At 66.3% G+C, this 19,586-nt stretch carries 15 protein-coding genes; 5 read left to right on the top strand and 10 right to left on the bottom strand.

Annotation, left to right across the window (positions count from 1 at the left end):
* Window positions 1–2: 2 nt before the first annotated feature.
* The 6 genes from IQ458_RS01630 to IQ458_RS01655 form a co-directional block, all read right to left on the bottom strand.
* A complete protein-coding gene (locus tag IQ458_RS01630; RefSeq protein WP_183641508.1) occupies window positions 3–248 on the bottom strand; it encodes an AbrB/MazE/SpoVT family DNA-binding domain-containing protein in 246 nt (81 codons plus the stop codon).
* 113 nt (window positions 249–361) lie between these two features.
* Window positions 362–1,804, bottom strand: a complete 1,443-nt coding sequence (locus IQ458_RS01635; RefSeq protein ID WP_203321703.1) for an OprO/OprP family phosphate-selective porin — start codon at window positions 1,802–1,804, stop codon at window positions 362–364.
* 99 nt (window positions 1,805–1,903) lie between these two features.
* Window positions 1,904–2,677, bottom strand: coding sequence for an ABC transporter permease (locus IQ458_RS01640; RefSeq protein ID WP_183641513.1), 774 nt, complete (start codon window positions 2,675–2,677; stop codon window positions 1,904–1,906).
* Window positions 2,661–3,509 (bottom strand): ABC transporter ATP-binding protein, encoded by an 849-nt coding sequence (locus IQ458_RS01645; protein ID WP_203321704.1) that lies wholly within the window; start codon window positions 3,507–3,509, stop codon window positions 2,661–2,663. Before IQ458_RS01645 ends, IQ458_RS01640 begins: the two co-directional genes overlap by 17 nt.
* 25 nt (window positions 3,510–3,534) lie before the next feature.
* A complete protein-coding gene (locus IQ458_RS01650) occupies window positions 3,535–4,584 on the bottom strand; it encodes an ABC transporter substrate-binding protein (RefSeq protein WP_235996579.1) in 1,050 nt (349 codons plus the stop codon).
* A 53-nt stretch (window positions 4,585–4,637) separates the two neighbouring features.
* Entirely contained in the window at window positions 4,638–5,753 is a 1,116-nt protein-coding gene (locus IQ458_RS01655) for a 4-oxalomesaconate tautomerase (RefSeq protein ID WP_203321705.1), read from the bottom strand.
* Between the two features lie 91 nt (window positions 5,754–5,844).
* Between IQ458_RS01655 and IQ458_RS01660 the strand changes: the two genes are divergently transcribed.
* From IQ458_RS01660 to IQ458_RS01670, 3 genes are all read left to right on the top strand, one after another.
* Entirely contained in the window at window positions 5,845–6,744 is a 900-nt protein-coding gene (locus IQ458_RS01660) for a LysR family transcriptional regulator (RefSeq protein WP_183641518.1), read from the top strand.
* A 212-nt stretch (window positions 6,745–6,956) separates the two neighbouring features.
* On the top strand, window positions 6,957–9,716 hold the full coding sequence (acnA, locus tag IQ458_RS01665; protein WP_192197799.1) for an aconitate hydratase AcnA: 2,760 nt from the start codon (window positions 6,957–6,959) through the stop codon (window positions 9,714–9,716).
* A 679-nt stretch (window positions 9,717–10,395) separates the two neighbouring features.
* On the top strand, window positions 10,396–10,836 hold the full coding sequence (locus IQ458_RS01670) for a hypothetical protein (protein WP_183641523.1): 441 nt from the start codon (window positions 10,396–10,398) through the stop codon (window positions 10,834–10,836).
* A 10-nt stretch (window positions 10,837–10,846) separates the two neighbouring features.
* On the opposite strand, the gene IQ458_RS01675 is transcribed toward IQ458_RS01670, so the two are convergent.
* Window positions 10,847–11,299: a nuclear transport factor 2 family protein gene (locus tag IQ458_RS01675; RefSeq protein ID WP_235996580.1), complete on the bottom strand. Its 453-nt coding sequence runs from the start codon at window positions 11,297–11,299 to the stop codon at window positions 10,847–10,849.
* Window positions 11,300–11,431: 132 nt separating this feature from the next.
* Between IQ458_RS01675 and IQ458_RS01680 the strand changes: the two genes are divergently transcribed.
* Together IQ458_RS01680 and IQ458_RS01685 are read left to right on the top strand one after the other, a co-directional pair.
* Window positions 11,432–13,123 carry a long-chain fatty acid--CoA ligase gene (locus IQ458_RS01680; RefSeq protein ID WP_183641525.1) on the top strand — a complete coding sequence of 564 codons (1,692 nt, stop codon included), beginning with the start codon at window positions 11,432–11,434 and terminating at the stop codon, window positions 13,121–13,123.
* Window positions 13,124–13,355: 232 nt separating this feature from the next.
* Window positions 13,356–14,222, top strand: a complete 867-nt coding sequence (locus IQ458_RS01685) for a crotonase/enoyl-CoA hydratase family protein (RefSeq protein WP_183641527.1) — start codon at window positions 13,356–13,358, stop codon at window positions 14,220–14,222.
* A 120-nt stretch (window positions 14,223–14,342) separates the two neighbouring features.
* Here the strand turns inward: IQ458_RS01685 and IQ458_RS01690 are convergent, their stop codons facing one another.
* From IQ458_RS01690 to lysS, 3 genes are all read right to left on the bottom strand, one after another.
* On the bottom strand, window positions 14,343–16,535 hold the full coding sequence (locus IQ458_RS01690) for an ATP-binding protein (protein WP_203321706.1): 2,193 nt from the start codon (window positions 16,533–16,535) through the stop codon (window positions 14,343–14,345).
* Window positions 16,536–16,538: 3 nt separating this feature from the next.
* Window positions 16,539–17,624 (bottom strand): cyclic di-GMP phosphodiesterase response regulator RpfG, encoded by a 1,086-nt coding sequence (gene rpfG / locus IQ458_RS01695; protein WP_225562299.1) that lies wholly within the window; start codon window positions 17,622–17,624, stop codon window positions 16,539–16,541.
* A gap of 380 nt (window positions 17,625–18,004) precedes the next feature.
* On the bottom strand, window positions 18,005–19,528 hold the full coding sequence (lysS, locus tag IQ458_RS01700; protein ID WP_192197798.1) for a lysine--tRNA ligase: 1,524 nt from the start codon (window positions 19,526–19,528) through the stop codon (window positions 18,005–18,007).
* Between the last annotated feature and the right edge of the window lie 58 nt (window positions 19,529–19,586).

Consider the following 19,586-nt stretch of genomic DNA (forward strand, 5'->3'; position numbering starts at 1 on the left):
CCTCACTGTTCCGGCGTCTCGCCGGGCGAGTGGCCGCGCAGGGCGCGCATGGCCGCGTCGGTGCTGTCGAAACCGTCCAGCTTGAACCGGCCGCGGGCGCGCGAGATGGCATCGTCCACGCTCTTGCGCAGGATGATCCGGCTGCCTTCCAGTTCGACCTTGAGCACGCTGCCCTTGGTCAGGCCCAGGGCGTCACGCACGGCCTTGGGCAGGGTGATCTGGCCACGCTCGGCGACGGTCGCTTCCATGGGCGGCTCCGGGAAAGTATGCACGAATTATACATACTTCCGGATGCATACCCAAGCGGACCCAGGCAACGGAAACGGGCCGTGAAGTCCGTCACAAGGCCCTCGCCGCGAGCTCAGAACGCCAGTTGGAACCTCAGATTGACCGTATAGCCCCGATCCAGGCCCGGCCAGGCACCGGAACGGTTGTCGCTGCGCCAGCGCACCGCGTCCAGCATCACCCGGCTCCAGTCGTTCAGATACCAGTTGGTGCCGACGGCCCAGCCACTGCCCTGCCCGCCGCCGGGCAGATCCCGGTAGTCGGCCGCCTCGTAACGGGCCTTCAGCTCCCAGGCACCCCCGCCTCCGGCGGTGACCGGATCGGCGACCTTCACCCGCCCCCAGGTGCCCGCCTTGGCCGAGTACGCCGGACCGGCGCCCCGCAGGAACCAGCCCATCGACAACGCGTGGGCGTCGTGATGCCGGTGGTAGTCGCCACTGGCCTCGCGTCCCTTCAAGCTGCGCCGGCCCCATTCGGCATAGGCCCAGAACGGCCCGGAAAAGCCGGCCAGTTCCAGTCCATGGCCGTCGCCGCGCTCGGCCCCCTGCACGCGCCCGCTGCCGATCCGCACCTGATCGTTGAAGGGGCCGGCGATCGCCGCGCTGCGCAACACCCGCGCGGTGCCGCGGATCTCCTCGTGGAAGGCCCAGCCGCCCAGATGGAGGGTGGCGGCGTCCGTGCGCACCGGGTTCCAGTGCGCCCGCAGCGCGTAGGTCAGTCCGTCGTTGCCGTCGCCCGGGTTATCCAGGCTGTTGCCGCTGACCTGCAGCGCGGCATGCCAGTTCGCGCCGTGGATCTTCTGCATCACTCCCAATCCGAACGAACCGCGCTGCGGCATGATCACCGCACCGACCAGATTGCGGCTCTGGAACGGGGTGTTGGCCGTACTGCTGCTGCCATCCAGGCCGCGCTCGTTCAAGCGATGGCCCACGGAAAACTCCGCGTCATGGCCGAACAGGCGATGGTCGAAGGCCGCATACGCCGACTTCCACGCCACCGTGTTGCCGGCGAACTCCCCTTCCACTACGTAGCCCAGCGAGCCATGGCGACCTTCGACGCCCAGGCGCGCGGAGCGGATTTCGGCACCGGACAGATTCCGCCCTGCGTGATCGGAGCCGCCGGTGGACGAGGCATCGACGAAGAACCGGCCACGCGGGCGAAACCGCGCCTTGCCATCCGCGCTCGCGAATTCGGGAGCGCCCTTGGACCAGCTCACTTTCGGTTGCCGCGCCTGGTCGGCTTCGAGCGTGGCCAGTCGCGCCTCCACGGAACCGGCATCCTGTGCCTGTCCGGCTGGCGTACCCTCGCCCGTCTCGTCTTCAAGCGCGGCCAGTCGCGCTTCCAGCGTCGCGATGCGCTGCGATTGCTGCTCGATCAAGCGGACCAGTCCGGCGGTCGATGCATCGGCGGAACCCGGGTGCCGGGCTGCTTCCTGCGCGCACGCCAGCAATGGCGCTCCACTCAGGGTCAACGTGATCGCGGCCGCCAGCCGGCGGGTATTGCCCACAAGGTTCGTCATGGTCGGTTTCTCCAGGCAAGCCGCCACCCTCGGCATGGCTGCCGCCGGCAACGGTGGGAATGAGAGACCCGCGCCGGGACCGGCACGGGCCGGGAAACGTCAGCGGTTCGCGCCCTGCGCGTCGGGACGCCAGGTGATGAGCCGGTTCTCGGCGACATCGAGGATGCGATCGATCACCAGGACGAACATCGCCAGGATCACGATGCCGGCGAACACGCCGACCGCGTGGAAGTTGCCTTCGGCCTGCGCGATCAGATAACCCAGTCCGGCCGAGGCACCGAGATACTCGCCGATGATCGCGCCCACCACCGCGAAACCCACGGAAGTGCGCAGCGAGGACAGGATCCAGCTCGCGGCGGCCGGAAAGTACACATGGCGCAACAGATCACGCCGGCTGGCCCCGAGGATGCGCGCGTTCGCCAGCACGGTGGGATTGACCTCGCGCACGCCCTGCATCGCATTGAAGAAGGTGATGAAGAACACCAGCGTCACCGCCAGCGCCACCTTCGACCACAGGCCCAGGCCCAGCCACAGCACGAAGATCGGCGCCAGCACCACGCGCGGAATCGCGTTGAAGCTCTTGATGAAGGGATCGAGGATCCGCGCCGCGGTTCGGTTCAATCCCAGCCAGACGCCGCCGACCACGCCCAGCACGGTGCCGATGACATAGCCCAGCGCGGTCTCGGTCAGGGTCACCGACACGTGCTTGTAGAAGCCGGTGTCGCTCAACCATTCGTACATCTGTCCAACGATGTCCCAGGGCGCCGGGAAGAAGAACGGGTCGATGACCCGTGTGGCCACGCCGGCCTGCCAGCCCCCGAACACCACCACCACCAGGGCGGCCTGGATCAGCCGCTCAGTCCCCGTACGCATAGCTTTTCTCCACTTCGCCCCGCAGGCAGGCCCAGATGTCGCGATACAGATCGGTGAAGCGCGGATCCAGCTTGATCTCGGCCACGTTGCGCGGCCGTTCCAGCGGCACATGGAAACTCTCCACCACCCGGCTGCCGGGCCCCGACGCCAGCACCACCACCCGATCGCCCAGGGCAATGGCTTCTTCCAGATCATGGGTAATCAGGATCACCGAGCGCCGATCCTCCTGCCACAGGCGCAGCAGTTCGTTCTGCATGAGGTGGCGGGTATGGATGTCCAGCGCCGAGAACGGCTCGTCCATCAGGATCACCTTGGGCTTCACGATCAGCGCCTGCGCCATCTGCACGCGCTTGCGCTGTCCGCCCGAAAGTTGGTGCGGGTAACGGTTTTCGAAACCGGACAGTCCGACCTTGGCCAGCCAATCGCGCGCGCGCCGGCCCCGTTCGACCGCGGGCACGCCGCGGAAACGCAGGCCCAGTTCAACGTTTTCCAGCGCGGTCTTCCACGGCAGCAGCGCATCCTGCTGGAACAGGTAGCCCACGCTGTCCTGCACGCCGGCCACCGCGCGCCCGTCGATGGCCACGCCGCCGGATGCCGGCGCCAGCAAGCCCGCCACCGCATTGAGGATGGTGCTCTTGCCGCAGCCCGTGGGGCCGACGATGGCCAGGAATTCGCCGTCGCCGACCCGGATGTCGACATCGCGCACGGCGACGAAGTCGCCGAACGCCATCGTCATCCGTTCGATCGCGACCATCGTGCGGGGTGGTTCGGCGACCGCGATGGCCGCCGCTGGCGCGTCCTGGTGCGGACGCGCCGGTGCAATTGCTGTCATGACATTGCCCTCCCAGACAAGATCGTCAGTGTTTCGCCGAGTCCTGCTCGACGAATCGGTTGGTATACGTACGCGCCAGATCGACCTTGGCCGCGGCGACATCGGGATTGAATTCGCTGAGTACGGCCAGTGGCGTGGCCATGTCGGCTTCCGTGAAGCGGCCGTCGACGGAGAAGATGCTGCGGGCCGCTTCCACCGCCTTGGCATAGGTGGCGCGATCGCCGGAGACGTAGCTGTCGGGAAGCGCGGCGACGATGGCGTCGGCGCTGCTTTCGGCGATGAACTTCAGGGCCCGCTGTTCGGCGCGGACGATCTTCCCGATGGCCTCGGGATTCGCATCGATGAAGGATTGCTGCGCGTACAGCACCGAAGTCGGATAGAGGCCGCCGTAGACCTCGCGCGCGCCCGCATCGCTGCGCGCGTCGATGAGGATCCGGCCGATGCCGCGCTCCTGGATCAGGGTCGCCGCCGGGTCGTAATTGACCAGCAGGTCGACCTTGCCCTGCTGCAGCGCGGCCACCGCCGCCGCGCCGGAACCCACGCCGATCAGCGACACTTCCGACACCGGGATGCCGTGCCGTTCCAGGTAATAGCGGACGAAGAAATCCGAGGACGACCCCGGCGCGGTGATGCCCACGCGCGCGCCACGGATGGTGTCCGGCCTGGCCGGATCGAAACGGCTGTCGTTGCCGCCGGCCAGCACCAGTCCGGAATTGCGCGACAGCAATACGAAGGCCGTGACCGACTTGCCCTTGGCCTGCATCTGGATGGTGTGATCGTAGAAACCCACCGCCACGTCGGTGGAACCGGCCACCAGCGCCTGCAGCACCTTGGAGCCGCCCTGGGCGAAGTTCTCGGTGCGCACCTTCAGGCCCTCGTCCTTGAAGTAGCCCTGGGCGTCGGCGATGAAGAACGGCAGGTTGTTGAGGTTGTAGGAACCGACGCTGATGCGCACTTCCTGCTCGCCCTGCGCCGGCGTGCCGCCTTCCGCCCCGCCTCCCGGCGCGGATGCGCCACCGCAACCACCCAACAGCAACAGCGCCGTCGCGCCGATACCCAGCATTGTCTTGTACATGTTCCCCTCCCGGAGCGTTGGTGAATCGGAATGTGGCCGCGTCGCGGGCCGGCTCAGGCCGCCTGGCTGCGCCGCGCGTCCCGGCGCGACTCGTTGGCGAACACGCGGCCCTCGAACAGGCGTCGCGCCGTACGCACGACGCTGGCCACGACGGGCGCGTCCGGAGCGTCGCGCTCCAGCGTCACTTCCAGGCATCCGCCCGGATGTTCCAGCAGCAGCGGGCCGACGGTTTCCCTCCGTCCCGCCAGCGCATGCGCGACGGTACCGTCGGTCACGGTAGCGGTCGCGATGCCGACACCACCGGTGATGGCCAATGCGCTGTGGCATTGATGCGGCATGAAATAGCGCACCCGCAGCGCGGCGCCGGAGTCCGAACGCGACAGCAGCACCGGCTTGGGAATCACCCGTTCGCCGGCGTCGGCGATGCCCATCCGCCGACCTGCCTCGATCCGGATGGCTTCCAGGCGGCGCAACAGCGCTGCGTCGGCATTCAACCGCGCCGGCGATTCATCGCCCGACAGGCCAAGGTCCGAGGCCTGCATCAGCACCATCGGAATCGCGCAGTCCACGCAACTGACATCCACGCCGTCGATCCGTTCGCGTGGCGTGCCGGTGGGCAACAGCGCGCCGGTGCGGGTTCCCGCCGCGTCCAGGAACGACAACGTGATCGGCGCGGCCTGCCCCGGCACACCGGCGATGCGGGTGTCGCCGCGATAGGACACCCTGCCCTGCGGGGTCTGCACGGTGGCGCGGATCAGCTTGCCGGTGTTGACGTTGTGGATGCACACCTGGGTCTGGGGATGGCGGGCGGCCACAAGACCGGCTTCAATCGCGAACGGCGCCACCGCCGCGAGCATGTTTCCGCAATTGGGACTGGTATCCACGATCTGGCGGTCATTCACCACCTGGGCGAACAGGTAATCGACGTCGGCATCCCGGCGACTGGCGCGATCGACAATGGCGACCTTGCTGGAGAGCGCGTTGCCGCCGCCGATGCCGTCAATCTGCAGCGGATGACCGGCCCCCATCACCGCCAGCAGGATGCGGTCGCGCAGCGCCGGTTCCGTGGGCAGATCCGATGCGAGAAAGAACGGCCCCTTCGAAGTGCCGCCGCGCATGAGCACGCAAGGCAGGCTGAGCAGGTCATTCGAATCGGCGGCCGGATCCATGCAAAAATCACATTAATTCAAGAACATGATTCGATACTGGCATGGGCACGGCCGATTTGAGAATTGCAAATTTTTCGATTATTGATAGGCCATGAGCATCAATTGCGAAATCCTCGACCTGCGTGCATTCCTGTTGGTGAGCGAAACCCGCAGCTTCCATCGCGCCGCGGAAACCCTGCATCTTTCCCAGCCCGCGCTCAGCCGGCGCATCCAGAAGCTCGAACAGAACGTCGGTGCCCCCTTGCTGGAGCGGACCACCCGCCATGTCGTGCCGACAGCGCTCGGGCAGGACCTGCTGCCGCTGGTGAGGCGACTCATCGAAGAGTTCGACGGCTCGCTGTTTTCATTGCGTGGCAGCGACCAGCATCGTGGCGGGCAGGTCACCATCGCCTGCCTGCCGACCGCGGCGTTCTACTTCCTGCCCAGCGTCATCGCGCGCTTCCAGCAGGACCATCCGCAGGTGCGCTTCCGCATCCTGGATCTTCCCGCCACCGAGGGTCTGCAATCGGTGGAACGCGGTGAAGTCGAGTTCGGCATCAACTTCATGGGGGCTTCGGATCCGGATCTGATTTTCGACACACTGGTGGAGGATCCGTTCGTGCTGGCCTGCCGGCGCGATCATCCGCTCGCCCGCAAGCGCAAGGTGAGCTGGAGCGACCTGGCGCCGCACCGGCTCATCACCGTGCACCGCACCAGCGGCAACCGCACCCTGCTCGATGGCGCGCTGGCGCGCGAGAACCTGCGGCTGAACTGGTTCTACGAGGTCACCCACCTGTCCACCTCGCTCGGGCTGGTCGAAGCCGGCGTCGGCATCTCGGTATTGCCGAAGATGGCCACGCCGCGCGGCGAACATGCCACCCTGGTGACGCGCCCGCTCGCCAATCCGGTGGTTTCGCGGACGATCGGCGTGGTGCGTCGCCGCGGCGCGCAGCTGTCACCGGTGGCCGAGGAGTTCCTGCATACCCTCAAGCGCCTCTGGAAGGGAGGATGAACATCCGGGGCCCGTTCCGGCCCCGGATCTCGTGGCAAGCCCTTTCCAGCAACACTGCGATCCACCGCCGGCCCTTGCCTGATTCCATCTGCAACACCATTTGGGGGACAATGCCATGTGCCGCCCGCGGTTCCCCACGCCGGCGCCTGCGTCCCGCAAGCATTCGGTCCATGGCCGTTGCCATCGCCAGCATTCGCAAAGGAGCACCCCGCATGAGCGACTCTTTCTCCACCCGCAGCCGTCTCGACGTCAACGGCCAGTCCTATACCTACTTCAGCCTTCCCACGCTGGGCCGGCGCTTCGACATCGCCCGCCTGCCCTACTCGATGAAGATCCTGCTGGAGAACCTGCTGCGCTGCGAGGACGGGGTCAGCGTGACTCCCGAGCACATCGAGGCGGTCGCGAAATGGGATGCCACCCGCGAGCCGGACACCGAAATCGCGTTCATGCCGGCGCGCGTGGTCCTGCAGGACTTCACCGGCGTGCCCTGCGTGGTCGATCTGGCCGCGATGCGTGACGCGGTGGTGAAGCTGGGCGGCAATCCCGACCAGATCAACCCGCTGATCCCCTCCGAACTGGTCATCGACCACTCGGTGCAGGTGGACGTGTTCGGCAAGCCCGACGCGCTGGATCTGAATGGCAAGATCGAATTCGATCGCAACAAGGAACGCTACAGCTTCCTGCGCTGGGGCCAGAAGGCGTTCGACAACTTCAAGGTGGTGCCACCCAACACCGGCATCGTCCACCAGGTGAACCTGGAGAACCTCGCCCGGGTGGTGATGACCGCGCAGAAGGACGGCGAGACCCTCGCCTATCCGGACACCGTGTTCGGCACCGACTCGCACACCACGATGATCAACGGCATCGGCGTGCTGGGCTGGGGCGTCGGCGGCATCGAGGCCGAGGCGGCCATGCTCGGCCAGCCCTCCTCGATGCTGATCCCGCAGGTGGTCGGCTTCAAGCTGACCGGCAAGCTGCCCGAAGGCGCCACCGCAACCGACCTGGTGCTGACCGTCACCCAGATGCTGCGCAAGCTGGGCGTGGTCGGCAAGTTCGTCGAGTTCTACGGCGACGGCCTGCAGCACCTGCCGCTGGCCGACCGCGCCACCATCGGCAACATGGCGCCCGAGTACGGCGCCACCTGCGGCATCTTCCCGATCGACGCCGAGTCGCTGAACTACCTGCGCCTGTCCGGCCGCAGCGAGGCGCAGATCGCGCTGGTCGAGGCCTATGCGAAGGCGCAGGGCCTGTGGCACGACGCCGACAGCCCGCATGCGCAGTACAGCGCGACCCTGCACCTGGACATGGGCGACGTGAAGCCGTCGCTGGCCGGTCCCAAGCGTCCGCAGGATCGCGTGCTGCTGGAAGACGTGAAGCAGAACTTCCGCGACAACCTGCAGCCGTTCGCCGAGGCGCGCGACAAGCGCAGCGAGGCGATCTCCGATTTCGTCGCCGAGGGCGGCGGCTCGGCGGTGGGCAACGAGGCGCTGAGCCGCGGTTACGCCGACATCGAGACCGAAGGCCAGAAGGTCCGGCTGAAGGACGGCGCCGTCGTGATCGCCGCGATCACGTCCTGCACCAACACGTCCAATCCGGCGGTGATGATCGGCGCCGGCCTGCTGGCCCGCAACGCCGCAGCCAAGGGCCTGAACCGCAAGCCGTGGGTCAAGACCTCGTTGGGACCGGGCTCGCGCGTGGTCACCGACTACCTGGAAAAGGCCGGTGTGCTGGATGACCTGGAGAAGCTGGGCTTCTACGTGGTCGGCTACGGCTGCACCACCTGCATCGGCAACTCCGGCCCGTTGCCGGTGGAAGTCAGCGCGGGCATCGCCACCGGCGACCTGGTAGTGACGTCGGTGCTGTCGGGCAACCGCAACTTCGAAGGCCGCGTGCATCCGGAAGTGAAGATGAACTACCTGGCCTCGCCGCCGCTGGTGGTCGCCTACGCCATCGCCGGCACCACCGACATCGACCTGACCACCCAGCCGCTGGGCACCGGCAGCGATGGCCAGCCGGTCTACCTGAAGGACATCTGGCCCAGCAACGGCGAGATCGGCGATTTCATCGCCCGCACCATTGGGCCGGAGATGTTCGCCAAGAACTACGCCGACGTGTTCAAGGGCGATACCCGCTGGAACACCATCGCTTCGCCCGATGGCGATCTTTACGCCTGGGATTCGGATTCGACCTACATCAAGAATCCGCCGTACTTCGAAGGCATGACGATGGCGACCGGCGGCATCGACGACGTGCATGGCGCGCGCGTGCTCGGCCTGTTCGGCGATTCCATCACCACCGACCACATCTCGCCGGCCGGCAACATCAAGAAGGATTCGCCCGCGGGCCGCTTCCTGATTTCGCGCGGCGTGCAGCCGGTGGATTTCAACAGCTACGGCAGCCGCCGCGGCAACGACGACGTGATGGTGCGCGGCACCTTCGCCAACATCCGCATCAAGAACCTGATGTTCGGCGGCGAGGAAGGCGGCAACACCCTGTACCACCCGCCGGGTGGCGGGACGCCGGAAAAGCTGTCGATCTACGACGCGGCGATGAAGTACAAGGCCGATGGCGTACCGCTGGTGGTGCTGGCCGGCAAGGAATACGGCACCGGCTCCTCGCGCGACTGGGCGGCCAAGGGCACCAACCTGCTGGGCGTGAAGGCGGTGTTCGCCGAGAGTTTCGAGCGCATCCACCGCTCCAACCTGGTCGGCATGGGCGTGCTGCCGCTGCAGTTCATCGACGGGCAGAACGCGCAGACCCTGGGACTGGACGGTTCGGAGGTGTTCGATATCGCCGGTTTGCAGGACGGCGCGTCGAAGGTGGCCACCGTCACCGCGCGCCGCGCCGACGGACAGGAGATCCGTTTCCAGGTCAAGGTGCTGCTGCTGACGCCGAAGGAAGTCGAGTACTTCCGCCACGGTGGCCTGCTGCACTACGTGCTCCGCCAGCTGGCGGCGCGCAAGGCGGCGTAATCGGACGCTGAAACAGCGAAAGCCCCGCCCCGCGAAGCACGCGGGGCGCTCTCCCGGCGCGCGAGCCATGGCTCGCAAACGCGCCGGTTTCGCCCGCCACGGTGGCCTGCTGCACTACGTGCTCCGCCAGCTGGCGGCGCGCAAGGCGGCTTGAACGAAACGGCGCCCGATACTCCCACGAGCGTCGGGCGTCATTCTCTTCCCTGTAGGAGCGACGTGAGTCGCGAAGGCTGGCGGGTATTCCGGTCGCGACTTACGTCGCTCCTACGGGGGTGGTGTCTCTCTCTGTGGGAGCGACGTGAGTCGCGATGCTTTGCGTGCCGGCTATCGCGACTTACGTCGCTCCTACAAGGTGGGATGCAGCAGTCTGCCTGGGTTTCTATCGTGTCCCGACACATCCGCACAGCGGTTTCTGGTTTCAAGCAAGCGTGACTGGGGCGGACGCCGCTGTCTTCCCTGTAGGAGCGACGTGAGTCGCGACGGGTACGGCTGGATGGGCATCCCGGTCGCGACTGACGTCGCTCCTGCAGCGACAGGATCTTTTCCCGCAAGGCGGGTGACCGCCAGTACTGCGTGAGGATCAACTTACGGAAGATCCGCCCGGCGGTTGCCGGTTCCGGGCGGCTTCGGCGTGGCATCCGTTGACAGGACCGGATTCGCCGGTCCGCCGGGAAACATCATGCGTACCCCATCGTTGGCCGGCTGGTTCCTGCCGCTGGCGCTCGCCTGCATCCCGGCCGTGCACGCTGTCGAGATCACCGGCATGAAGGATTTCCCGAACCTGCATGGCCGTTACGCGCCGGGGGGCGATTGCCAACGGCAGCCGCGGATCGCCGTCGATGCCAGCGGTATGGTCTTCGAGCTCGAAGGACGCAGCGAACGGGTGGCGCGACTGGAGTACGCGGCCAGCTACGGCGGCAACTTCTACGAAGGCAGCAGCCAGTGGTTCTTTCCGTTCGGCCGCGAGGGCGCCTATCCGGTGCTGATGACCTTCAACGCGGACGAAAAGCCGGGGGTGCTGAGCTTGACGCCGCACGACGAGGGATACGCCGGTGGCCCGCCGCTGTCGCCGCGCAATCGTGCGCTGGTGGCCGGTTCCCCCTACCTGCGCTGCCGCTGACCCGGCAGGTTCACGGGCCCGCCTGCCACTCCGCGTAGTAAAGCCGCCAGTCGTCGCCATTCCGGCGCCAACCGGTGGTGACCCGATACGATTGGGCGCTGTCGGGGAGCCAACGCCCGCGACCGGAACCGGTCAGCAGTGCGTCGAAACGAATCGTCGCGGTGTCGCCCTGCAGGCTGACCTCCAGCGGCCCCGTGGTCACCCCGATACTGTCTCGGGCCAGCAATTGCGCGCGCAGCAGGTTGTGCAACGCAGCACGATCCATGCCCGCCGGGCCGGAGAAATCTTCGGCGACCCCGTCCATCGCCTCGGCCGGCTGGCGCTCTTCGACCGCCTGCTGCAAGGCCGCGAACTGATCACGCAGTTGCTGTTCCGGCGAGCTCCGGCTGCATCCGGCCAGTACCAGCATCACCGCCAGCATCGCGCCGCTCCATCCGGGCAACGCAGCGTGCCGCCGCAGCATCGGGATTACGCCCTTCGCACCCTTCGCCTTTTCCATCCGGAACGGTATGCTCCCTGTCGTGGACCCCACGCGGCGCGCAGGCGCCGACACTGCAAACATACCCGAAGCATGGCCCTGGGGAGGGAGTAGAAGATGAGTCAAGACCGTCCGTGGTTCAAGAGCTATCCGGAAGGCGTTCCGCACGAGATTGATCTGGATGAATACCGCTCCATCGTCTCGGTGCTGGAGACGGCCATCGACCGCTACCGCAACCGTCCGGCGTTCTCGAACTTCGGCAAGAGCCTGACCTATGGCGAGATCGACACCCTCAGCAAGCAGTTCGCCGCGTACCTGCTCGGCGAGCTGAAACTGAAGAAGGGTGATCGGGTCGCGATCATGATGCCCAACTGCCTGCAATACCCGGTCGCCATTTTCGGCGTGCTGCGTGCCGGCCTGACGGTGGTCAACGTCAATCCGATGTACACCCCGCGCGAACTGCGCCACCAGTTGTCCGATTCCGGCGCCAGCGTGCTGCTGGTCGTGGACAATTTCGGCAAGACCGTGCAGGAAGCCATTCCCGGACTGGCCTCGCTCAAGCAGGTAATCACCACCGGCCTGGGCGATCTGCTCGGCTTCCCGAAGGGACCGCTGATCAACTTCGTGCTCAAGTACGTCAAGAAGATGGTGCCCGATTACGACATCGCCGGCACGGTCCGCTTCAAGGACACGCTGACCCTGGGCCGCCTGCATGCCCTGCCCGATATCGACATCGCACCGGAAGACATCGCCTTCCTGCAATACACCGGCGGCACCACCGGCGTGGCCAAGGGCGCGATGCTGACCCATCGCAACATGGTCGCCAACATGCAGCAGGCTTCGGCCTGGATCGGCCGCGACGTCAAGGCCGACGGCGAACTGATCGTCACCGCGCTGCCGCTTTACCACATCTTCGCGCTCACCGCGAACTGCCTGGTGTTCATGAAATTCGGCGCGGCCAACCACCTGATCACCAACCCGCGCGACATGCCGAACTTCGTCAAGGAGATCAGCAAGATCCAGTTCACCGCGATCACCGGCGTCAACACGCTGTTCAACGGCCTGTTGAACACGCCCGGCTTCGACCAGGTCGATTTCTCGCGCCTGCACCTGACCCTCGGCGGCGGCATGGCGGTGCAGCGCGCCGTGGCCGATCGCTGGAAGAAGGTCACCGGGATCACCCTGGTGGAAGCCTATGGCCTGACCGAAACCGCACCGGCGGCCTGCATCAACCCGATGGATCTGAAGGACTACAACGGCGCCATCGGCCTGCCCATCCCCTCCACCGACGCCTGCCTCAAGGACGACGACGGCAACCTGGTCGCGCTCGGCGAGGTCGGCGAACTGTGCATCAAGGGGCCGCAGGTGATGCGTGGCTACTGGCAGCGTCCGGAGGAGACCGCCAAGGTCATCGACGCCGAGGGCTGGCTGCATACCGGCGACATGGCCAAGATGGATGCCGAGGGCTTCTTCTATATCGTCGATCGCAAGAAGGACATGATCCTGGTGTCCGGCTTCAACGTGTACCCCAACGAGGTGGAGGACGTCATCGCCGGCCTGGAAGGCGTGCTGGAAGTGGCCGCCATCGGCGTGCCGGACGAACGCTCGGGCGAGGCGGTCAAGGTATTCGTGGTCAAGAAGGACCCGGCCCTGACCGAAGAGAAGATCAAGGCGTACTGCCGGGACAACCTGACCGGGTACAAGCAGCCCCGCTACATCGAATTCCGGACCGAGCTCCCGAAGACCAATGTCGGGAAAATCCTCCGCAAGGAGCTCCGGGAGCCGCCCCAGACCGGGGCCACCCACTGAAATCGGAAGGCCGGCGCAAGCCGGCCTTTCTTTTTGTCCGTCAAAACTTTAGGGTTAAATTTGAGATTTTCATCACATTTATGAACGATGGGAAGGGATAAATGCTGTCCCCGACCGGTCAGTCAGTGTGCGTCGTCTTTTCACTATCCGTTCAGGTGTAGCATCGCGCCGTGCCCAGCACGTCCCCAATACCAATCCCCACACCATCGGCCACAGGCCACCAGGAGTCGTCATGAACAACGTCGAAAAACTTCAGCGCACCCGCAATTTCTCCACCATCCGCGTGGAGTCCGCGCCCGATGGCAACAGCCATTGGATGTACATGCACAACGACGCTGGCAAGGGTTCCCGGCCGTGCTTCCGCAGCGAACTGCTGGATGAAATGTGGAGCTTCACCTCTTCGATCACCCTGCGCGAGAGCGAGCGCCAGTCCGGTCGCCTGCGCCATTTCGTGCTGGCCTCGTCCGCGCCGGCGTTCAACCTCGGCGGCGACCTGGATCTGTTCGCCAAGCTGATCCGCAGCAACGACCGCGAACACCTGCTGTCGTACGCCCGCCGTTGCATCGATGGCGTGTACACCCTGCACACCGGACTGGGCGGCGACGTGCGCACGATCGCGCTGCTGCAGGGCGACGCGCTGGGCGGTGGCCTTGAGATGGCGCTGGCCTGCCACACCATCGTCGCCGAGGAAGGCGTCGAAATGGGCCTGCCGGAAGTCCTGTTCGGACTGTTCCCGGGCATGGGCGCCTATTCGTTCCTGTGCAAGCGCGTCTCGCCGCAACTGGCCGAACGCATCATCCTGGAAGGCAACATGTATTCCAGCGAGGAGTTCCACAAGATGGGCATCGTCGACATCCTGGTGCCGAAGGGCCAGGGCGAAGCCGCCGTGCAGGATCTGATCCGCCAGCAGCAGCGTGCGCCCTACTCCCACCTGGCGATGAACACGGTGCGCGGCCTGGCCCAGCGGGTCAGCTACGACGAGCTGATGAACATCACCGAAGTGTGGGTCGATACCGCGCTGGCGCTGGGCGACAAGTCACTGCGGATGATGGAGCGCATCGTGCGCGCGCAGGAAAAGCGTGCCATGCAGGCCGCCTGATCGACGATCGAATCGCAGCCAACTACAGGGGGCGGGGACTGCGCGATGCTTCCCCGGATGGCGGGACGGCCGTGGCCGCCCGCCTGAGCCATCCCCTTTCCGCCATCACGCAACCGCCGATCAGTTGCGCTCGTGGCTGCCGTGATCGGGCGAATGGCGTGACCGTTCGCGTGCTTCCAGCGCCGCCCTGCCCTGGGCCAGATAGGAATTCACCGCCGCCAGACGTTGCCGCCACTCGCGCGCGATCTGCCAGTCGGCCAGGCGCATCAGTTCACTCGCCGCCGCCGCCAGCTTGATCAGGCCCAGGTTGCTGGCCACGCCCTTCAGCGCATGCGCGTGATCGCGCAGGTGTTCGCCCTGGCCATGTTCCATCGCGTGCGCCATCGCGCCGATGCAACCGTCGGCATCGTTGAGGCACTGCGCGATGAATTCGCGCTCGAAGGCTTCGCCCATGCCCAGCGCGCCGAGTTCGTCCAGCACGGTCATGTCGAGGATCTCGTCGCCCGCCCGCATCGCGGTGGTCGGCACCGGCGCCTGCGCCTGTGCCTGCGAAGTGATCGAACCATTGGTGGCGATTTCCGCCAGCGTATCCAGCAGGCGGGTCGCCACCACCGGCTTGGCCAGGAACGCGCGGGCACCCGCGCGTTCGCAGTTGCGGATCGCGTCCGGGGTGACGTCGGCGCTCAGGATCACCACCGGCGTGCGCTGGCCGGAGCCGGCTTCCATCACCCGCAGTTGCTTCAACAGATCCAGGCCGCTGACATCGGGCATGTGCAGATCGCAGATGACCGCATCGTAGTCGAAGGAATCCAGGGCGTTGAGCACGTCCTCGCCGCCATTGACGCAGGTCACCCGGTGACCGGCCTTCTGCAGCAGGCGCTGCACGACCATCCGGTTCGCCTCGTGATCGTCGGCGACCAGGATCTGCATGCTGCGCACCCGCGCGCGATGACGCAGGAACGGATCGGAGAACGCGATGATGTTTTCGGCGCCGGGCTTGGCGTTGGCGTCGTCGAGCCAGTTCGCCGGCACCTGGATGGCCGGGGTGACCTCGCGCGGCTGCACGGCTTCGAACGGCAATTCCACCCAGAACGAGCTGCCACGCTGTTCGCTGCTCTCGAAACCGATGGTGCCGCCCATCGCCTCGGTCAGGCCCTTGGCGATGGTCGTGCCCAGGCCGGTACCGCCATAGCGACGCGCCAGGCTGACGTCGGCCTGCTCGAAGGCCTCGAACAGGCGTTCGCGGACCGAGGCGGGAATGCCGATGCCGGTATCGGTGACGGTGAAGCGCAGCCGGTTCGGACTGCCGGCCAGGGCGACCTGCAGGCGCACCTCGCCCTTGTCGGTGAACTTGACCGCGTTGCCGGCCAGGTTCAGCAGGACCTGGCGCAGGTGTCCGGAATCGCCGCGCAGCACCGCGGGCACGTCGTCGTCGAAGTGCACTTCGTAGTTGAGCTGCTTGCCGCGCGCCTGCGGCAGCAGGATCAGGCCGATGCTCTCGACCAGCTCGCGCGGCGAGAAATCGACCACGTTGAGCTTGAGTTTTCCGGCCTCGATGGCCGAGATGTCGAGCACGTCCTCCACCAGCGCCAGCAGGCTGCGGGTGGAAGCCTGGATGGTCGACAGGCATTCGCGCTGTTCGCTGTCCAGGCGGGTGGTCGCCAGCAGTTCGGACATGCCGGCCAGGCCATTGAGCGGCGTGCGGAATTCATGGCTCATGTTGGCCAGGAAGCGGCTCTTGGCCTCGTTGGCCCGGCGTGCTTCCTCGGTGGCGCGGGTCAGATCGCGCAGCAGGCCGGACAGGTACATCGGGACCGCGATCAGGCCGACCCACAGGCCCAGGCCGAGATTGAGGTTCTGCTGCCAGTACGGGCTGACCATCAGCACGATACCGAAGCTGATACAGGCCGAGGCCACCGCGCCGAGCAGATAGCGGTTGCCGTAGCGCAGGCCGTTGCCGACCGTCACCCACATCAGGATCACGTACAGCCAGGCCAGCGGCTCGCCCTTGAGCACCATCGCCACGGTCATCAGGCCGTAGTCGGTGAGCATGCCGATGACCCGGCGGACGTGCGACTTGCCCGGCTCCAGCAGGATCGCGATGAACAGCATGAGGCCGATCGCGGCACCGACCCCGCTCATGGTCGCGGACCAGCGGTACACGTCCGGCGGCAGCGTGCCATACAGGGCGGCGACGCCCATGTAGACGATCACGCCGGTGAAGATGATCACGCGGATCGCCGTCTGGCCGTGCTCACTGTCCGGCCGGTTGGCCAGACGATGCTTGATCCATGAGACCAGATTGCGTTCCATGACTCATTCCATCCCTGGACGGCTCTGCACCGTCGAGTAGCGCTCGCAGATGTCGTCCAGACGTTCCCGCCCGCGGATGAGCGCATCCACGCAGGAGGGGTCGAACAGGCGGCCGCGCTGGGCGTACAGGTACGCCAGCGCCGCGTCCTTCTCCCAGGCCTTCTTGTAGGGCCGGGGCGAGATCAGCGCGTCGAACACGTCCGCAACCGCCACTATCCTGGCTTCCAACGGAATCTCGTCACCGACCAGGCCATCGGGATAGCCGCTGCCGTCGTAACGCTCATGGTGGCGCAGCGCGATGATCGCGCCGGTCTGGATGAAACGGTTCTGGCTGCCCGACAGCAACTGGTGGCCGATCTTGGGATGCCGGCGCATGACGTCGGTCTCGTCCTCGGTCAGCGGACCGGGCTTCATCAGCACCGAATCGGGAATGGCGATCTTGCCCATGTCGTGCAGCGGCGCGGCCAGCTCGATGGCGCGGACCTCGTCTTCCGGCAGGCCCAGTTCGTCGGCGATCAGCGCCGCCACGTGGGCCATGCGCTCCAGGTAGGCGCTGGTGCCGCTGTCGCGGTACTCGATGGCGCGGGCCAGTCGCGACAGGGTTTCGCGTTCGCGCTCTTCGACCTCGTGCATGCTCGACAGCAGGCGCTGTTCCAGCGACAGGGCCCGTTGCTTGACGTTCTCGGACTGCTGGCGCAGTTGCAGCAGGTTGCGGCAACGGGCGCGCAGTTCGCGCGGGCGGACCGGCTTGACCAGGAAATCGATGACGCCGGCTTCCAGCGCCGCCTGCCGGATCGGCTCGTCGCCGACCACGGTGATCAGGATGATGGGAATGTCGCGGTGCAGCGGCAGCCGGCGGAAGCGACGGGCGAATTCCAGTCCGTCCATGCCCGGCATGCGGTAGTCCAGCAGCAGCAGATCGGTGCGGTTCTTCTCGCACCATTCCAGCGCGACCTGGGGATCCCCGAAGTCGTGCACGCTCAGTTCCGAGGCAATGTCCTCGATTACATGGCGCAGCATCGTGCGCGCCGAAGTCTGGTCATCGACGATGACGATATTCAAAGCGCTTCCCGCCCCTTGTGGCCACATGAAGTGACTGTCGGGCAAGGATACTCCGGCGATGGCTGCGCTGGCATCTAGCATGGGAACCGTTTCCTGCGTGTATCGCTGACCACTGCTGCGGGGTCCGCGGCCGTTGGCGGGGTCATGAACCCGACGCCGGACCACGGAGCGTGGGATTTTTGACGCAGAAAGCGTGCCAGTGCGGTTCAGGTCGCCGACGGAACCGGAAAATCGGGATAGTAGTCACATAAAACGCCCGCAGGGCGGGCGTTTCGTGGGAAACGGATGGGCGGTTCCGGCGGCCGGAGGGGAGCCGCACGCCAGGTCCGGACATGGCGGGTGACGGGTTCCGGGCAGGCAAATCGCCCCAGCGCGTCACCTGGCCTGTCGCGGCGCGACCGTTCGCGTCAGCCGTGGTGTTCCGGACGCATGTACGGGAACAGCAACACGTCGCGGATCGAATCCGAACCGGTCAGCAGCATCACCAGCCGGTCGATGCCGATGCCCAGCCCACCGGTCGGCGGCAGGCCCACTTCCAGCGCTCGGATGTAGTCGGCGTCGTAGTGCATGGCCTCGTCGTCGCCGCCCTCCTTGGCCGCCACCTGGGCCTGGAACCGGGCCGCCTGGTCTTCCGGATCGTTGAGCTCCGAGAAGCCGTTGGCCAGCTCCTTGCCGTTGATGAACAGTTCGAAGCGATCGGTGTAGCCCGGGTCGCGATCGTTGGCGCGGGCCAGCGGCGAGACCTCGACCGGATGATCGGTGATGAAGGTCGGCTGGATCAGGGTGTGCTCGACGGTCTTCTCGAAGATCTCCAGCAACAGCTTGCCCCAGCCGTAGGACGGCTTGACCGCGATCTTCAGGCGCTGGCAATGGCTCGCCAGCGCTTCGCGATCGGTGCAGTCGGCCAGGCTGATCTCCGGATTGTGGTGGCGAACCGCCTCGTCCATCCGCCAGCGGCGGAACGCCGGCTCCAGATCGATGGCCTGCCCTTCCCAGCTCACCGCACCCGTGCCCAGCACTTCATGGGCGACATCGCGGATCACCGATTCGGTCAGATCCATGATCTCGTTGTACGTGGCATAGGCCTCGTACAGTTCCAGCATGGTGAATTCGGGATTGTGGCGGGTACTGACGCCCTCGTTGCGGAAGTTGCGGTTGATCTCGTAGACGCGTTCCAGGCCGCCGACCACCAGCCGCTTGAGGTACAGCTCCGGCGCCACCCGCAGGTAGAGATCCATGTCCAGCGCGTTGTGATGGGTCACGAACGGCTTGGCCGCGGCGCCACCGGGGATGTAATGCATCATCGGCGTTTCCACTTCCAGGAAGCGGCGCGCGTCCAGCCATTCGCGGATCGCGCGGATGATGCGCGAGCGCTTGATGAAGACGTCGCGCGCCTCCGGGGTGACGATCAGGTCCACGTAGCGCTGGCGATAGCGCTGCTCGACGTCGGAAAGGCCGTGCCACTTGTCCGGCAGCGGGCGCAGCGCCTTGGTCAGCAGGCGCAACTGGTCGGCCTTGACCGACAGCTCGCCGGTCTTGGTGCGGGTCAGCGCGCCCTCGGCGGCGACGATGTCGCCGATGTCCCAGCCCTTGAAGGCGTCGTAGGTGTCACCCAGCGCATTGGCTTGCAGGAACAGCTGCAGGCGGCCGGATTCGTCCTGGATCTGCACGAAGCTGGCCTTGCCCATCACCCGCTTGGCCATCAGCCGGCCGGCGACGCTGACCCGGCGGTTGGCCGCCTCCAGGCTCTCGGCGGTCCACAGCTCGCCATCGGCGTACTGGGCCTGGAGATCGCCGGCGTAATCGGCGCGGCGGAAATCGTTCGGATAGGCGATGCCCTGCCCGCGCAGCGCCGTCAGTTTCGCGCGGCGCTCGGCGATGAGGCTGTTCTCGTCGGCGTGGGGCGTCGGCACGGGGGTCTGTTCGGTCATGGCGGGATAGGGATTGGGATGGGGAAACGTGGTGGATGCGGCCGGGACCGCGGGATCG

The organism is Pseudoxanthomonas beigongshangi (genome assembly GCF_016820515.1).
GTDB classification, from domain to species: domain Bacteria; phylum Pseudomonadota; class Gammaproteobacteria; order Xanthomonadales; family Xanthomonadaceae; genus Pseudoxanthomonas_A; species Pseudoxanthomonas_A beigongshangi.

Bases quoted from the DNA above. Each gene is read 5' to 3' on its own strand.
- IQ458_RS01630 (WP_183641508.1), bottom strand. From the start codon at position 248: ATGGAAGCGACCGTCGCCGAGCGTGGCCAGATCACCCTGCCCAAGGCC.
- IQ458_RS01635 (WP_203321703.1), bottom strand. From the start codon at position 1,804: ATGACGAACCTTGTGGGCAATACCCGCCGGCTGGCGGCCGCGATCACG.
- IQ458_RS01640 (WP_183641513.1), bottom strand. From the start codon at position 2,677: ATGCGTACGGGGACTGAGCGGCTGATCCAGGCCGCCCTGGTGGTGGTG.
- IQ458_RS01645 (WP_203321704.1), bottom strand. From the start codon at position 3,509: ATGACAGCAATTGCACCGGCGCGTCCGCACCAGGACGCGCCAGCGGCG.
- IQ458_RS01650 (WP_235996579.1), bottom strand. From the start codon at position 4,584: ATGTACAAGACAATGCTGGGTATCGGCGCGACGGCGCTGTTGCTGTTG.
- IQ458_RS01655 (WP_203321705.1), bottom strand. From the start codon at position 5,753: ATGGATCCGGCCGCCGATTCGAATGACCTGCTCAGCCTGCCTTGCGTG.
- IQ458_RS01660 (WP_183641518.1), top strand. From the start codon at position 5,845: ATGAGCATCAATTGCGAAATCCTCGACCTGCGTGCATTCCTGTTGGTG.
- acnA (WP_192197799.1), top strand. From the start codon at position 6,957: ATGAGCGACTCTTTCTCCACCCGCAGCCGTCTCGACGTCAACGGCCAG.
- IQ458_RS01670 (WP_183641523.1), top strand. From the start codon at position 10,396: ATGCGTACCCCATCGTTGGCCGGCTGGTTCCTGCCGCTGGCGCTCGCC.
- IQ458_RS01675 (WP_235996580.1), bottom strand. From the start codon at position 11,299: ATGCTGCGGCGGCACGCTGCGTTGCCCGGATGGAGCGGCGCGATGCTG.
- IQ458_RS01680 (WP_183641525.1), top strand. From the start codon at position 11,432: ATGAGTCAAGACCGTCCGTGGTTCAAGAGCTATCCGGAAGGCGTTCCG.
- IQ458_RS01685 (WP_183641527.1), top strand. From the start codon at position 13,356: ATGAACAACGTCGAAAAACTTCAGCGCACCCGCAATTTCTCCACCATC.
- IQ458_RS01690 (WP_203321706.1), bottom strand. From the start codon at position 16,535: ATGGAACGCAATCTGGTCTCATGGATCAAGCATCGTCTGGCCAACCGG.
- rpfG (WP_225562299.1), bottom strand. From the start codon at position 17,624: ATGTGGCCACAAGGGGCGGGAAGCGCTTTGAATATCGTCATCGTCGAT.
- lysS (WP_192197798.1), bottom strand. From the start codon at position 19,528: ATGACCGAACAGACCCCCGTGCCGACGCCCCACGCCGACGAGAACAGC.